The organism is Parapedobacter soli (genome assembly GCF_025460835.1).
Classification (GTDB): domain Bacteria; phylum Bacteroidota; class Bacteroidia; order Sphingobacteriales; family Sphingobacteriaceae; genus Parapedobacter; species Parapedobacter soli.
This window is the reverse complement of the sequence record NZ_JAMXAY010000033.1, coordinates 1-15,192: the sequence shown is the minus strand read 5'-3', so window position 1 is coordinate 15,192 and position 15,192 is coordinate 1. Positions and strand designations below refer to the sequence as shown.

Genomic DNA, 15,192 nt, shown 5'->3' with positions numbered 1-15,192 from the left:
AAAACGGCCAATCCGTATGGATTGGCCGTTTTTTATCGGTAGTTTCTTAGAAACTAAACTTAGTTTTTGATTTCTACACGACGGTTAAGTACGCGGCCTTCTTCAGTAGCGTTAGAAGCGATCGGAGCAGATTCACCGAAAGCCTGAACGTTGATTTTAGCTGCGTCTACGCCAGAGTTAACCAAGTATTGTTTTACTGAGTTAGCACGGTCTCTTGACAGGGTCAAGTTGTAAGCCTCAGAACCTTCAGCAGAAGCGTGGCCGTCTAAGGTAACGGTTGCACCGCTTTCGCGCAATTCAGAAGACAACCGATCAAGGATTGAATATGATTCGGTTTTCAACACAGAGCTATCAAACTCGAACTGGATGTTCGGATAAGTACCGGCAACAGCCTTAGTTTGAGCTTCAGGGAATTTGATGGGGCAACCAGCACCGTCAACCTGAGTACCAGCAGGCGTACCTGGGCATTTGTCGAAGCGATCAGAAACACCGTCACCGTCTTCGTCATTGTTCAACTCATCAACAATGCCTTCCAAAGTAGATACGCGTTGTTTCAATGCTTCAAGCTCGTTGCGCAGTGAAGGATCTTTCAACTCGTCATACAAGGTAGACACAGGGTTGTGCCAGGTCAAATCTGGTTTTGAAGAAGAACCCAAAGAGAATTCTAAACCAGCATAGGTGTAAGAGAATTTGTCGTTAGCCGCGCGGTCAACAACTGGGCCGAATAATGCTTTGTCATCAACAAAGTTCATGGTATAACCCAAGTTGAGGGCAACGCGGTCAGACAATTTGAACTTCACGCCAACACCTACAGGAATGTAAGTTTCGCGTTTGAAGTCGCGCGAGTTATCGGGAGTACGCTCACCTGGGAATTCTTCACCCCAAGCACCTTTGTTATCCCAAGCACCGGAAGAACCGTCAGCATCGGTATAACCGATCGGGTTGAAAGCGATTACACCATAACCTACGCTTGCGTAGAAGTTTACAGCGTTTTCACGACGCAGGAAGTCGATGGTGGCCAATTGGAACACGCCATTCAAGCTAGCAGCGTACTGTACAGAAGTTTCTGCTGACTGATAACCTGCAGCACCAGCAGCACCGTTAGCTGCATTATACAAATACGTGTTAGCTGCGCCGTTGTTGTTGTAGGTAAAAATACGACCACGGTTACCAGCAGCCTCCAAGCCAAACCAGCTTGATAGTTGCTTGCGAACAGTGATGCCGTAGTATTCGCGCAATTTGTACTCGCCAAAACCTACTTTTTGGTTGAACGCATTGGATCCACCGATGATTACTGAAGGCGTAGTAAAACCACCATTCACACCGATAGACCATGTCCTGTATTGGGATCTTCCTCCAAATACAGTCGGCTCTTGTGCCTGCACTGTATCTGTGAGCCCGAAGGCCGCTACAAGCGAGCAAGCAACTGCCGTTTTGATTGTAGAATAATTCATACTCTTGTTTTTTTTAAGGTTAAAAATTTTTAATTGTCTAATTTCTCGCAAAAATAACCAATAGTTTGATTCACGCAATATTTGCAAATACTATTCCAGTTTTTTATCTTTTTTGGATTTTCTAAAAAAAAACACTCAAAAAGAGCCTACTGCTTCTGCCAGCCGTCTAATACTCCGCTAACAATCAGCCATTTGTAAAAAAATCACGTTGCTTCACTAAACTTCCATTTTCGGCAGACGTGTCGCATTTATCGGCTCACGGACTACAAAACGGCGCAACTATTTCTTTCTTGTCCACCAGCACCTGATGTCTATTTTTATAGTCAGTCTGGCAAAAGACTGTAAATCTACAGATTAATTCCTTCCATTCCTAAGGAAAAGAAGATTTAATGTTTCACCCCGGCGTGTGGCCCGGTGTGCCAATTAAAAAAGATAATGGATAATTGTATAGGTGATGCCAGCCAATACCGCGGATACTGGGATGGTGAGTACCCAAGCCCAAAGCAGGCTGATGGTAACGCCCCAGCGTACTGCTGAAACACGTTTCACCACGCCCACGCCTATGATAGAACCGGTAATGGTATGGGTGGTGGATACGGGGATACCGAAGTGTTCCGTTATACCCAATGTGATTGCTCCGGCAGTTTCGGCCCCTACGCCTTCCAGCGCATTCACTTTCGTTATCTTGGTGCCCATCGTTTTTACGATTTTCCATCCGCCGCTCATGGTACCCAATGCTATCGCCGAATAACAGGTCAATGGTATCCACTCGGGCATGCTGTCGCCCGACTGCAGGTATCCGCCGGCAACCATAGCCACGAAAATAATACCCATTACTTTTTGTGCATCGTTGCCGCCGTGTGCGAAACTCAGGGCTGCCGACGAGACCAATTGCAGCTTCCGGAACCACCACTCGGCCACGGAGGGCTTGGCCCGCTTGGATATATTAATAATGATGAGCGTGATGATGATGGCGATAATCATTCCGATGGCCGGGGCCAATACAATAAACGAAATGATTTTTAAGGTTGCATTCAAATTGATTGCCCCGATTACACTATCGCCCAAAATAAATGCGTGGGTCATGCCCGCACCTGCGAAGCCCCCTATCAACGTGTGTGACGAGCTGGACGGCACTCCATAATACCAAGTGAACAGGTTCCATCCGATTGCTGCTGCCAGACCAGCAAGTATCACTTCCAGGTTGATGTATTCTTCAAGGACCGTTTTGGCGATGGTATTGGCCACCTTGTGATCGGTGAAATAAAAATATGCGGCAAAATTGAAGGTCGCCGCCCACAGTACGGCTTGGAATGGCGAGAGGACCTTGGTAGACACGATGGTTGCAATAGAGTTTGCCGCATCGTGAAAGCCATTGATATAATCAAATGCGATAGCTAGGATAATAACAACGACCAGTAATGTAGTGATCATATAATCTGACGGATTATGGCTTAGGCGTTTTTCACTAAAATACTCTCCAATACGTTGGCCACATCCTCACATTTGTCGGTAGCGGTCTCCATAGCAGATAGAACCTCTTTGTACTTAATTAACACGATCGCGTCTTTTTCGAACTCGAACAGTTCACCCACCGCTTTGTCAAAAATATAGTCTGCTTTGTTCTCGATACTATTGATGCGCACGCAAGAATCTGTGATGTTCCGGATATTTTTCAGGTTTCGGAGTTCGTGAACTGCCTTGGCCACATCTTCGGTTGCTTCCAGAATCAAATCGGCCATTTCGATGATGGGTTCCGTTATCCGCTCCACCTTATACAGGTCGATGCGGTTTGACGCCCCGTGTATAAAGTCGGCAACATCGTCCAGGGAGCTTGTCAGCGTATGGATATCCTCACGATCAAATGGTGTGATGAAATTCTTCCCCAGCTCCAAGTGGATTTGATGGGAGATATCGTCACCCTTGTGTTCCAGGTCCTCAATCCTCCTGCATATTTCCTTTCTTTTTTGTGAATCTGTGAGGTTTACCAACTCCTTCAATAGCTTTGCCATTTCGATAAGGTTACTGCTGGCTTGTTCAAATAAGGGAAAAAACTTTTTGTCTTTCGGGACAAAATATTGGAATATGCTATTGAGCGACATAAGCAATAATATTTGCACAAAAATATAACGCCAATGTTAACTTAATGTTAATTAACAGCTCTTTTTCGAATTTATTGCTTTCAGGTCATTATTAAGCCTGTCATCGGGTGCGTTACATGGAAGGCTTCACTTTTTCCAATGTGAAAGCGAATGTGGTGCCCACTCCTTCCGTGCTTCGCACGTTGATTGTTTGCTGGTGGGCTTCAATGATATGCTTTACGATGGACAGGCCTAGGCCGGAGCCGCCGACCTTGCGTGACCGGCTTCTATCCGTCCGGTAGAATCGTTCAAAAATCCGCGGCAGGCTTTTCTCGTCGATGCCGATACCGTCATCGGTTACCTCCACCAACACCGTTTCAAAAAGTTCGTAGATCCTTATATCGGTTTGTCCGCCTTTTTTCCCGTATTTTACTGCGTTGCTGACGAGGTTGACGAATACCTGCCGGATTTTCTCACGGTCTGCCCTTACCATCATGGGATAATGGTATTTTTCTTTAAACACCAACCTGATGTGATGGGCAGATGCTTTATCTTCCATCAACTCCATTATTTCCTTAACCAGAATGACCAGGTCGAACTTCTGGTAGTTGATTGGTATCTGCCCACTTTCCAATTTTGATATTTCATCCAAGTCTTTCACCAGAAACGAAAGCCGGTCGAGGTTTGACGATGCTTTCTTCAAAAACTGGTCTGCCATCTCGATATCGTCTTGCATCAAGCCGTCTTGCAGCGCATCGACATAACCCTGCAGCGCAAACAGTGGGGTTTTAAACTCATGGGCCACATTGGAAAGGAATTCACGCCGGAACCGTTCCTGCTCTTTCAGTCGGTCTATTTCCTTTTTCTTCTCTTTTGCCCAGTCCCGCACTTGTTGTTCGACATCGTTGATCGGGTCATCGCTCATCTTCTCGCCCAGCGCATCTTTCAGGTCTTTGCCCAGTTTGAGGTTATGGACAAGCTTATAAATAAGCTTTATCTTACCATAAATATAACGTTGGAATAGGTAGTAAAACGTGAGAAAGCTTATGACAAACGAGATGGCAAACGTAATGAGGAAATGCTGCCAACTATGCTGGAAATAAAAATTAACACAGGCGATAGACAGTCCTACAGCACAGGCGTTGATGAAAACAAGCAGAATAAACCTCATGGCATTAACAAATCATCGGAAGCGGCCAAGGACGGTTAAACCACCGGAAACCTTATCACCGATATTTACGTCTATCTTTGTACCTATCGGAAGGAAAACGTCCACGCGGGAGCCGAATTTGATAAACCCGAACTCTTCACCCTGCGTTACTTCGGTTCCCTCTTCCACGTACCAGACTATGCGCCGGGCCATGGCTCCCGCTATTTGGCGGAAGAGGACTTCTTCGCCGGTTATAGTTTTTACGGCGATACTCGTCCGCTCGTTGAGCGTGGAGGACTTGGGATGCCAGGCCACCAGGTATTTGCCCGGATGGTAACGGAAAAAGCTGACTTTTCCGCTCACCGGGTTACGGTTGACGTGCACATTGACCGGTGACATGAAGATAGATACCTGCACCCGCCTATCGCGGAAATATTCGCTTTCTTCCGTTTCTTCTATGACCACCACTCTACCATCTGCCGGGCAAAGAATGGCATTCCCGTCTGCCGTAATGTGTCGTCGGGGGTTCCGGAAAAACTGCAAAACAGCAACAACTAGCAGAAATGAGAGAACGTATGTTGTCCACACCACGAATGTGTTGTGTGACAACCAGTAATGGACCGCGGCATTGGCTAGGAAAACCACCAATGCGACAATAGCTATGCTCGTATATCCTTCTTTATGGATAGTCATCTTTCTTTTTTAGAAATTAACGGACAAACTTACACAAAATCCATCATATCCCGCCCGCTCGCCGAATAGCGATGTTATAAAACTGCATCTTGCGATACCGGAGATCCAGAAATGCCTCCATGGTCACGGAAAATGTGTCATCAATGTATTCGCCGGCTGCGTATGAAGGAATCCAATAGGTTATGCCGCGCAATGCTTCGTACAACAAATCCGCATATTGTTTATTGTCGAACGTTGCTTTTATATCTATGTTTCTGGGCTCGCCATTACGCCTCACCTGAATCAAAAATTCGATTGGAAACGGCCCGGCTGCTTCTTCTGACAATTGATCGGGGCTGAACCATTCTGATAGGTGGACTGCAAGAAATTCGGTAAACCCGGTATACTCATCTATGGTACAGCCTTTGGCAATCATTGCTTCAGCGCCATTGGAAAAGTCGATCGGTAATATACCGTATCTTGATGTATCGGAAAAGGGCTCATCGGTGTATGCTTCATAGCCCTGTATAAATCGCCCTTTATGATACAACTCGTAGCCGGCATTTCTTTTTTTGCCGTCGTCAAATATATATTCTATGGACCAGTTGCCATGGGGGTATCCATCTACCACCTTCCCTTTGCGGTTATACCTGATATAACCAAACTCGTTGTAGCCGTCTGCCAAAACGGAAAACTCGTAACGCCCTTCTCCGTCGGTAACGCGCTGCCGCCCCTGCCGGTCCCAAAAATTGAGGATACGTGCTCCTCCACCGGTATGCGATACTTGAAGCAGTGGTTTCCCGTCTGGGTAGAAGAAACTAAGGATACCTTGGGCCACACCATTGGAGTAAGAGACCTGCCATTTTAGCTGTCCGTTCGGATGGTATGCTCTAAAATCGCCTTGTTTTCTGCCGTTTTCGTAATACCCCTCCAAAATGACCTTGCCTTGGCTATCGAAATCAGTAAAGCCACCGACGAACATCTGCTGCTGGAAATCATAGCTGCTTACGCGCTCTATGGCCTTGAACTCACAATGCTTATCAACCAAATAGTAGTGGTCGTCGTAAAAAAAGCGAACGGTACCATCAGTCCCGCGTTCATAAAATACGGGGTGTGTGTCGATGGTATCGATATTACTGCAAAGTGCTATCGACGACGACATCACCGCAAGCCATAAAACCGACCAACGTGCCTTGATCATGCCTTTAATCAATGTGCTTCGAGCCAATTCTTTCCTTCGCCAAGTTCCACGACGATGGGTACGGACATATCGAGGGCATTTTTCATGTGTTTTTCAGCAAGCTCTCTGAAAATAGTTACCTCGTCTTTCGGTATGTCAAACACCAACTCGTCATGCACCTGCATGGTCATCTTGCCACGTAGGCCGGCTTTTTTTATCGCCTCGTGGATAGAAATCATCGCCACCTTAATCATATCGGCTGCAGAGCCCTGGATTGGTGCGTTGATTGCATTTCGCTCTGCAAAGCCGCGCACCGTTTGGTTGGCCGAGTTGATATCTCTCAGATACCTGCGGCGCTTCAATAGCGTTTCCACATAGCCGTGTTCTTTCGCAAAATTGATGACATCATTCATGTACCGCTTGATGCCGGGATATTGGGCAAAATACTGCTCAATGATCTGTGCGGCTTCGGTACGGGTGATGCCAAGGTTTTGCGATAGGCCGAAAGCAGACTGCCCATAGATAATGCCGAAGTTCACCGCCTTGGCATTTCTCCGCTGGTCGGGGGTCACCTCGTCCAGCGAGACACCGTACACCCGCGCGGCGGTGGCCCGATGGATATCCAAGCCTTTTTCAAATGCTTCCAACATGCCCTTGTCGCCGCTCATGTGCGCAACCAGCCGTAACTCAATCTGTGAGTAATCGGCCGATAGGATCACATGGCTATCATCCGTCGGGATGAATGCTTTGCGTACTTCGCGCCCACGTGCTGTGCGTATGGGGATATTCTGCAAATTGGGGTTGGTAGAGCTTAGTCGCCCGGTGGCTGCCACCGCTTGGTTGTATGAGGTGTGCACGCGGCCCGTCAATGGGTTAATCATAGCGGGTAGGGCATCCACGTATGTAGACTTGAGCTTCTGCAGTTGGCGGAACTCCAATATGTCTTTAACGATATCACTCTTTGATGCTAGTGCCAGCAAGACATCCTCGCCCGTTTTATACTGCCCGGTTTTTGTTTTCTTGGCTTTGGGATCGAGCTGGAGCTTCTCGAAAAGCACTTCGCCCAATTGTTTCGGTGAGGCAATATTGAACCGCACGCCTGCCTTTTCGTAGATGGTTTTTTCAAGTACCGCCGCATCGGTGGTCAATGATTCAGACAGTTGTTTGAGTACGGGCACATCGACCTTTACACCAGTGCGCTCCATTTCTGCCAATACTTGAATCAACGGGAATTCGACCTCTTCTGCCAGCTTGGCTGCCTCGGCCTGTTCCAGAAGTGGTTCCAAGACCGTTTTCAGCTGGAGGGTGATATCGGCATCTTCTGCTGCATATTCTGTAATAACAGCAACGTCCACGTCTTGCATATTGCCCTGTTTTTTTCCTTTCGGGCCAATCAGGTCACTGATGGGGATGGGGGTATAGCCGAGGTAGTTTTCGGCCAGCATGTCCATGCCGTGGCGGCTGTCGGCGTCGATCAGGTAGTGGGCCAGCATGGTATCAAACAGGGGTCCGTTTACCGCCACCCCATAGCGGGCCAGCAGTAGGATATCATATTTGATATTCTGCCCTACTTTTTCAATCGATGCGTTTTCGAAAACGGCTTTAAAACGGTCCAGTACCTCCTTGGCGCCTTGGCGATCGGGCGGTGCCGGAACGTACCAAGCCTTTCCGGGCTCAATTGCAAAAGAGAGCCCTACCAGATCGGCGGTGTTTGCATCCGTACCGGTGGCTTCTGTATCGAAACAGAAACTACGTTGCCTAGCCAATAACGAGGTAAGCTCTTGCTGCGACTCGGGGGTATCGGCTAATATATAGGAGTGAGGGGTATTGTGTATGTCTTTTCCGGCGGTAGGCGCCTGATATTCGCTGCCTGTTCCCGCACCACCGGCCGTATTTGAGGCAGCCGCGCTGCCAAACAAATCCATTTGCGTGCCGGATGCTGGCTGGGCAGCCAGCACACTGAATTCCTCTCCGAAAACGCGCTTACCTAACGTCCGGAACTCCAGTTCGGCAAACAATGGTTCCAGTACGTCTTTGTTGGGCTGGCCGAGTACAAGCCGCTCTTCATCCAGTTCGATGGGAACATCGAGTTGAATGGTAGCCAATTTCTTTGAAATGAGGCCCTGCTCCGCGAATGTCTCCAAGTTTTCCCGCTGCTTTCCCTTGAGCTGGTCTGTATTGGCCAGTATGTTCTCCATAGAACCGAACTGTTTGATTAGGCTCTTTGCGGTTTTCTCGCCAATGCCGGGAATACCGGGAATATTATCGACTGAATCGCCCCAAAGGCCCAGGATATCGATGACTTGTTTTACATCGGAAACTTCCCATTTTTCCAAGATTTCCTTGACGCCGAGCACCTCGGCCCCATTACCCAGCCGGGCAGGCTTATAAATAAGGATATTTTCTGACACCAATTGGCCGAAGTCCTTATCGGGCGTCATGCAATAGACCGTATATCCCTTTGCCGCTGCCTGCTTGGCTAGCGTACCGATAATGTCATCCGCCTCATAACCATCCAGGGTAATGAGCGGGATGTTGAATCCTTCTATCAATTTGTAGACATATGGGATCGCTGCCGCGAGGTCTTCGGGAATAGCTTGCCGATTGGCTTTGTATGATTCGAATTCGATATGGCGGTTAGTGGGCGCCATCGTATCAAATACAACGGCAATATGCGTGGGCTGCTGTGTGCGCAATAACTCCAGCAAGGTATTGGCAAACCCGAATATTGCAGAAGTGTTGAAACCGGTGGATGTAATTCGCGGATTCTTGCTTAGTGCAAAATAAGCCCTGTAAATCAAGGCCATACCGTCTAAAAGAAATAGTTTCTTCACGCAGCGAGCATATTGGTGTGGCTACAAATATAGGGATATTGTGCCGTTTTTTTCCGACTTTTGCCAATATGGCAATAAGCACTTCTACTAACAATAGGATATTTGGATGAAGGCCCTTGTAACCAAGTCGACCGGCAGCTGGTATGAGGTGCTTACGGATGACGGCAGGGTATACAGCTGCCGTATCAAGGGTAAATTTCGGACGAAAGACATTAAAACCACGAATCCCATCGCGGTTGGCGATTGGGTAGATATCGAAGTGGAATTGGACACGGCGTCACACAGTGCTGTCATCGTCCGATTGCACGAACGGCGAAACTACATTATCCGCAAGTCGATAAACCTATCGAAGCAGGCGCAGATCATTGCGGCTAATCTGGACCAGGCTTTCCTCGTCGTAACCCTTGCCTCGCCGTTCACTTCGCTGGGGTTTATCGACAGGTTCCTGGTTACTGCTGAGGCCTATGATATACCAGCCGTATTGGTCTTCAATAAATTAGACTTGTTTTCTGACGCTGGGTTGGAAGTGCTGGAAGAGTACACAGCGATTTACTCGGTGCTGGGTTACCCATGCTATGAGGTATCTGCGTTGCAGGGTACGAATGTTGAGGTCATCCGTGAACTACTTCGGGGACGGACCACGCTGCTGATGGGCCACTCTGGTGTGGGCAAGTCTACGCTGATCAACGCGATATACCCCGCTGCCGAAATGCGAACAGCCGCAATATCCGACTGGTCTGATAAGGGGCGGCATACGACTACCTTTGCTGAGATGATCCTGCTGCCAGATGGTGGGCGGCTAATCGATACGCCGGGAATACGAGAGTTGGGTATTATCGATATCGAGCCGGAGGAGCTGGGGCATTTTTTTCCGGAGATGCGGGAGCGGATGAATGATTGCCGGTTCAATGATTGCCGGCACATCAATGAACCCGGCTGTGCCGTACTTGCAGCCCTTGAGCGCGGGGAAATTGCACCCGACCGATACGACAGCTATCTGAGTATATACCATGGTAACGACACACGTGCGTAGCGGGGTGAGGCACGTGCCAGGCATGCACCGCTATATTGGGCGGCTTTCGGTTAGTGCAGCGGGAACAATCACTGCTGCCAAACCAAAAGTGACATTAATATTGAAAGAATTGGTAGCTTTGCAAAGATGAATATCCGGCTACACGTCTTGCTGATTTCACTATGTTGCTTTTCGTTCCTGCCGGGACTGCACGCCCAAGTGGAGGACGAATTCAGCAGCGCGCTGGATTCTGCGAGAGCAGCCGAAGACAACAAAGAAGATACGGTAATTTATACGGCAAGATACGTTCGTTATACCACGCTAGCCATGATGAAACAGGGGACATTTACCTACCAGATTGATACCCTTCATAAGAACTTCCAATACTATAGCCCGCAAAACCAACCAAAAAGCCCGACAATTCATTTGGGAAGTTATGGGTTGGCGACGCGTGAAATGCTCTTCGAACCGAACAAGACTATCGGGTTCCAGACTGGCTTTCATAGCTTGGAGCGCTATCTCTACCAACCCGATTCGATCAAGTATTACCGGGCGCGTGCACCGTTTTCGGAGCTATACAATGTAGGCTTTTTCTTTGACGATCAAATCATCCGTGCCAAGGTGACGCAAAACATTAATCCGCGGCTAAACATCGGGGGAGAATTCCATGCAGCGCGGTCAGATGGCTACTACATCAACCAACGGTACAACGATTTGAAGTCGGCGGTGTTTGCCTGGTATGAATCGGGAAACCACCGTTATAACTTACTTGGCAATGCGGTGTTCAACAAGCTGACATCGACCGAAAACGGGTCGATCCTTAACGACACGCTGTTCCGCGACCCCGACCGCGGGCCAAGCGATGCGGAATCGACACGCCTGCGCGGCACCCGCGACAATCGGCCGCGGCACACTTGGCGCGACAACAGTGCTTTCCTTAGACAGAGCTTATTCATAGGGCGGCTGGATACCATCAATGCCAATCTGCCAGAGCAGCAAATCCTTCCGACCAACCGGATATCGCATAGTGCCCAGTTCCGTGTACGGAACTTCCAGTTCTACAAAAACGAAGATGACGTCAATGGCGCCTTCCCCTTTGGAGAAAGCATCCTCTCGGCGGACACGACCCAGCTTACGACCATTACAAACGACTTCGGCTACAGCTTTTACCTGCGGGGTAAATCATTGGCCTTCATCAAAAACGAAGTAAAGCTCGACCTGGGGTACCAACACGATATGCACTGGTATAGCGACCGCGGAATGAGTACATTTCTGCAAAACAGTATCCTCAAGGCAGGTGTTGGCTACCGATTTAGCGACCGGGTTGCGATAACGGGCGACCTGAACCAGATTGTGCAAGGCGCCAACTTCGGGGATTACCTTTATGACGCGAAGGCGGATATCCTATTGGGTAACGCCGTGGGGCGGGTGGTACTTGGCGCTTATACACAGAATAAGTCGCCGGAACAGCTATTCCAGCGGGTCAATTATACTTACCACCAGTGGGACCATGAGTTTGAAAAAACCAAAACGACCAACTTTTCTTTTGCCTATGAAAACAACCGACTTGGTTTTTCTGGTAAGGCTGAATATTTCTTGATTTCAAACCACCTATATTATAAGGAAGTTGATAACCCTACCAATAACCCCAGAATGCTCCGTAGCGTTGAGCCGGCACAGTTGGGCAACAGCATCAACGTCTTAAAGGTATCTGTAGGGCAGAACTTCAAATTGGGTAGGTTCCATCTGGATAATTTTGCGGTGTACCAAAAATCAGATTACAACGAAGTACTGGCAATACCTGAGCTATATACATGGCACAGCTTCTATTACAACGGCCTGCTTTATAAAATTGTTGACTTTAACCTGGGTTTTGACGTTCGTTTCAATACGCCATTCCGGACGCCATCCTATGCCATCAACATAGGGCAGTTTTATAATGATAACGTAGGTATCGAGTTTTCGACGTATCCTATCGTAGATCTATGGGCCACAGCTACACTCAAGCGGGCTAATTTATTCTTTAGCTACAATTTCGCGAATCAGCTTGTGTGGCCATCGGGCTATTACACCGTGCGGCGGTATCCGATGAATAATGCGAACCTGCGTGTAGGCATTGCTTGGAAGTTCTATGACTAGGCGTATGCTACTACCGAGTGGCTCTCCTTTTCTTACGTTATTTTGTATTACCTTTGCCCGTCATGGACGCAATGAATTGGCAACGATTGCTCTCGGCGAAACGATGGGGTTACGAGTCACGGCACATCGGAGACCCGCATGACGCCCGTTCGGAATTTCAACGCGACTACGACAGGCTGATTTTTTCCTCACCTTTCCGCCGTCTGCAAAACAAAACACAGGTATTTCCATTGCCAGGCAGTGTCTTTGTGCACAACAGGCTTACGCATAGCCTCGAAGTGGCAAGTGTGGGCCGGTCGTTAGGCCGCATTTTCTACAACGAGATGCGGAAGTCTTTCCCTGCAATCGACGCCGAGGCTCCTTATTTACAAGAGGTGGGCAACATTGTTTCGGCCGCCTGCCTGTCGCACGACTTAGGGAACCCGGCGTTTGGGCATTCGGGCGAGTCCGCTATCTCCAGTTATTTTACCGATGGCGACGGCCGCAATTTCGAGGGCCGCGTTTCTGAAGCCGAGTGGGCAGACCTGGCCCATTTCGAGGGCAATGCAAACGCCCTGCGTATACTGACCCACGCGTTTGCAGGCAAAGACGAGCATGGGTTTGCACTGACATACAGTACGCTTGGCGCTATTGTAAAGTACCCCTGTGCAGCTATCGATGGCCATGATAAGCAGGTTCACCACCGGAAGAAATATGGTTTTTTCCAATCGGAGCAACCTGCTTTTGAACGGATCGCGGAAGAACTGGGGCTACTTGAAGATAACATGCAGCAACGGGGGTTCAAACGGCACCCCCTAGTATATCTCGTAGAAGCCGCGGATGATATCTGCTATAACATCATTGACCTTGAAGATGCCCACCGGCTTGGCATATTGACGTACGACCAAGTTGCACGCCTACTAATACCTATTTGTGGAGACAGCCAGTTGGAACCCCGCCTGGCAAAACTTGACGACGCAGACAGCCGGATAAGCTTACTTCGGGCTAAAGCGATAAATACATTGATCATAGCCTGCGCCGAGGTGTTTCTACAGCACCAGGAAACCATACTGAATGGGCAGTTCGAAAAGTCGTTGATGGACGCTTTGCCCGCCGGTTTAGTAGATATGATGCACGCAATAGAACGAGTTTCTGTTGAAAAAATCTATAACGCGCAGTCTGTTGTACAAATTGAAGTGGCCGGTTATAAGGTGATGAACGGTCTTTTGGAAGAATTTATCCCTGCTTACTTGAGTGAAAAAAAGACGAAATACCACGGCAAGCTCTTGGCGTTGATGCCTAAACAGTTCCATGCTCAGCAAGAGACCGCTTACGCGAAGATACGTTCAGTACTGGACTTCGTTTCGGGAATGACCGACCTGTATGCTGTGGAGCTTTATAGGAAAATTAAGGGTATTTCGTTCCCTTCACTGGACTGAACAGGTGTTATTTAGGAAAAAAACAACATAACGTTACTATTATATAAATACACATGCATATTGCCACGTACGACCCTTTCGAGGACTTCCGTTTCGACAACACAACCTGTTTCTTAAGCGGACAGCCATTGCAGTCGGCCGGAGAACAGATACAGGTTTTTCCCGATTGGCTAATGCGTAAGTTTGGCATCGAAGATAAACCGTTTAAACTGCTCGACGAGAGCTTCCGTACGTACAAGCAGCTACGCCTCCCCTGTTCATCAGCTGTGGCCGAGTGTATCTCGGTGTTGGACGCCCGTATTGAAAAAGCATTCGAAGTGGGGTATGAAGCGGTGATAGGCTTGGATCAGGTTACATTGTTCCAATGGGTAGCACGTATGGTATACGGCATCGTATTCAATGAGATTCAGGCGGGGGTACGCCAGCAGGAGCTCAGTGGTGAGGCAATGAATTTCTCCCAAGTGCTCGTGCATAAGTTCAAAAACCTTCATCTCATGCTGCAATCATTGATTATTCCAACCGAATTCGATGGAGGAATGCCATTCTCGATTGTTATTACCCGTGTAGACAACCCTACAGATACCTTTAATTACCGTGACGAGATCAATACGTTGGTGTACTCACTCAGGATGAATGATTTTGGCCTGATTGTGTGTTTGCAAGACAATGGGGCAAACAAGATTTATCATGAGACGTTTGTATCGACCGTAGCGGGGCAGCGGCTCCACCCGATTCAGTTTGAAGAGTTATGCGCCCGTTTTTTTTATTCGGCTTATTTATTCAACCGGCTGCCTACCTATACCGTTTTGTGCACGGAAGATCGGGTTTATATCGAGCCGATGCCGTTGGCAGACATGAGTATGAGGCCTGTCTTCGATCATTGGCAGGTGAAAACGTATGGACAGGTCCTTGAGAACTTCTGGAAACCCTGGGGGTTCACATTATTTGAAATCATCAAGGACCCTGAAAATCCGATGTCTTTCCTTTTCGACAGTAACGGCAAGCTTAACAGTGCCGAGGAAATCGGCTTGCCTAACGGCTGAAAGGGCTGAAAGGTATAATATGGGGCGTTTTGTCTCTGCCAGTGAGGTTCTTTTGACGGCAGGTTTCATTTTTTTCATTTTATTTGTATTAATAGAAAAGGTTAGTACCTTTGCAACCCGCTTCTGAGGGGGCGTTTGTTCATTGAGGGCTTTCATTTTCATCATTCCTTTCCCCGGTTGCGGGGTATGGGTTGCGGTTGCAGGGATGG

11 protein-coding genes are annotated in these 15,192 nt (G+C 48.2%); 4 read left to right on the top strand and 7 right to left on the bottom strand.

Annotated elements, in window-relative coordinates; genetic code table 11:
* Positions 1–59: 59 nt before the first annotated feature.
* The 7 genes from NGM62_RS14165 to polA form a co-directional block, all read right to left on the bottom strand.
* Positions 60–1,454 carry an OmpA family protein gene (locus NGM62_RS14165; RefSeq protein WP_262248943.1) on the bottom strand — a complete coding sequence of 465 codons (1,395 nt, stop codon included), beginning with the start codon at positions 1,452–1,454 and terminating at the stop codon, positions 60–62.
* Between the two features lie 423 nt (positions 1,455–1,877).
* On the bottom strand, positions 1,878–2,888 hold the full coding sequence (locus NGM62_RS14160; protein WP_262248889.1) for an inorganic phosphate transporter: 1,011 nt from the start codon (positions 2,886–2,888) through the stop codon (positions 1,878–1,880).
* A gap of 20 nt (positions 2,889–2,908) precedes the next feature.
* On the bottom strand, positions 2,909–3,556 hold the full coding sequence (locus NGM62_RS14155) for a DUF47 domain-containing protein (protein ID WP_262248888.1): 648 nt from the start codon (positions 3,554–3,556) through the stop codon (positions 2,909–2,911).
* A 112-nt stretch (positions 3,557–3,668) separates the two neighbouring features.
* On the bottom strand, positions 3,669–4,706 hold the full coding sequence (locus NGM62_RS14150) for a sensor histidine kinase (RefSeq protein WP_262248886.1): 1,038 nt from the start codon (positions 4,704–4,706) through the stop codon (positions 3,669–3,671).
* Positions 4,707–4,718: 12 nt separating this feature from the next.
* The gene (locus tag NGM62_RS14145; protein WP_262248885.1) at positions 4,719–5,378 is read right to left on the bottom strand and encodes a phosphatidylserine decarboxylase family protein; all 660 of its coding nucleotides are present in this window, start codon (positions 5,376–5,378) and stop codon (positions 4,719–4,721) included.
* Between the two features lie 43 nt (positions 5,379–5,421).
* Entirely contained in the window at positions 5,422–6,558 is a 1,137-nt protein-coding gene (locus tag NGM62_RS14140) for a toxin-antitoxin system YwqK family antitoxin (protein WP_262248883.1), read from the bottom strand.
* Between the two features lie 8 nt (positions 6,559–6,566).
* Positions 6,567–9,371: a DNA polymerase I gene (gene polA / locus NGM62_RS14135; RefSeq protein WP_262248882.1), complete on the bottom strand. Its 2,805-nt coding sequence runs from the start codon at positions 9,369–9,371 to the stop codon at positions 6,567–6,569.
* A 106-nt stretch (positions 9,372–9,477) separates the two neighbouring features.
* On the opposite strand from polA, the gene rsgA reads away from it, so the two are divergent.
* From rsgA to NGM62_RS14115, 4 genes are all read left to right on the top strand, one after another.
* Positions 9,478–10,404: a ribosome small subunit-dependent GTPase A gene (gene rsgA, locus NGM62_RS14130; RefSeq protein WP_262248881.1), complete on the top strand. Its 927-nt coding sequence runs from the start codon at positions 9,478–9,480 to the stop codon at positions 10,402–10,404.
* 126 nt (positions 10,405–10,530) lie between these two features.
* Positions 10,531–12,522 carry a putative porin gene (locus tag NGM62_RS14125; protein WP_262248879.1) on the top strand — a complete coding sequence of 664 codons (1,992 nt, stop codon included), beginning with the start codon at positions 10,531–10,533 and terminating at the stop codon, positions 12,520–12,522.
* A gap of 71 nt (positions 12,523–12,593) precedes the next feature.
* Complete coding sequence (locus NGM62_RS14120; RefSeq protein WP_262248942.1) at positions 12,594–13,940, top strand: deoxyguanosinetriphosphate triphosphohydrolase; 1,347 nt, start codon at positions 12,594–12,596, stop codon at positions 13,938–13,940.
* A gap of 53 nt (positions 13,941–13,993) precedes the next feature.
* Positions 13,994–14,983, top strand: coding sequence for a hypothetical protein (locus tag NGM62_RS14115; protein WP_262248878.1), 990 nt, complete (start codon positions 13,994–13,996; stop codon positions 14,981–14,983).
* Positions 14,984–15,192: the final 209 nt, after the last annotated feature.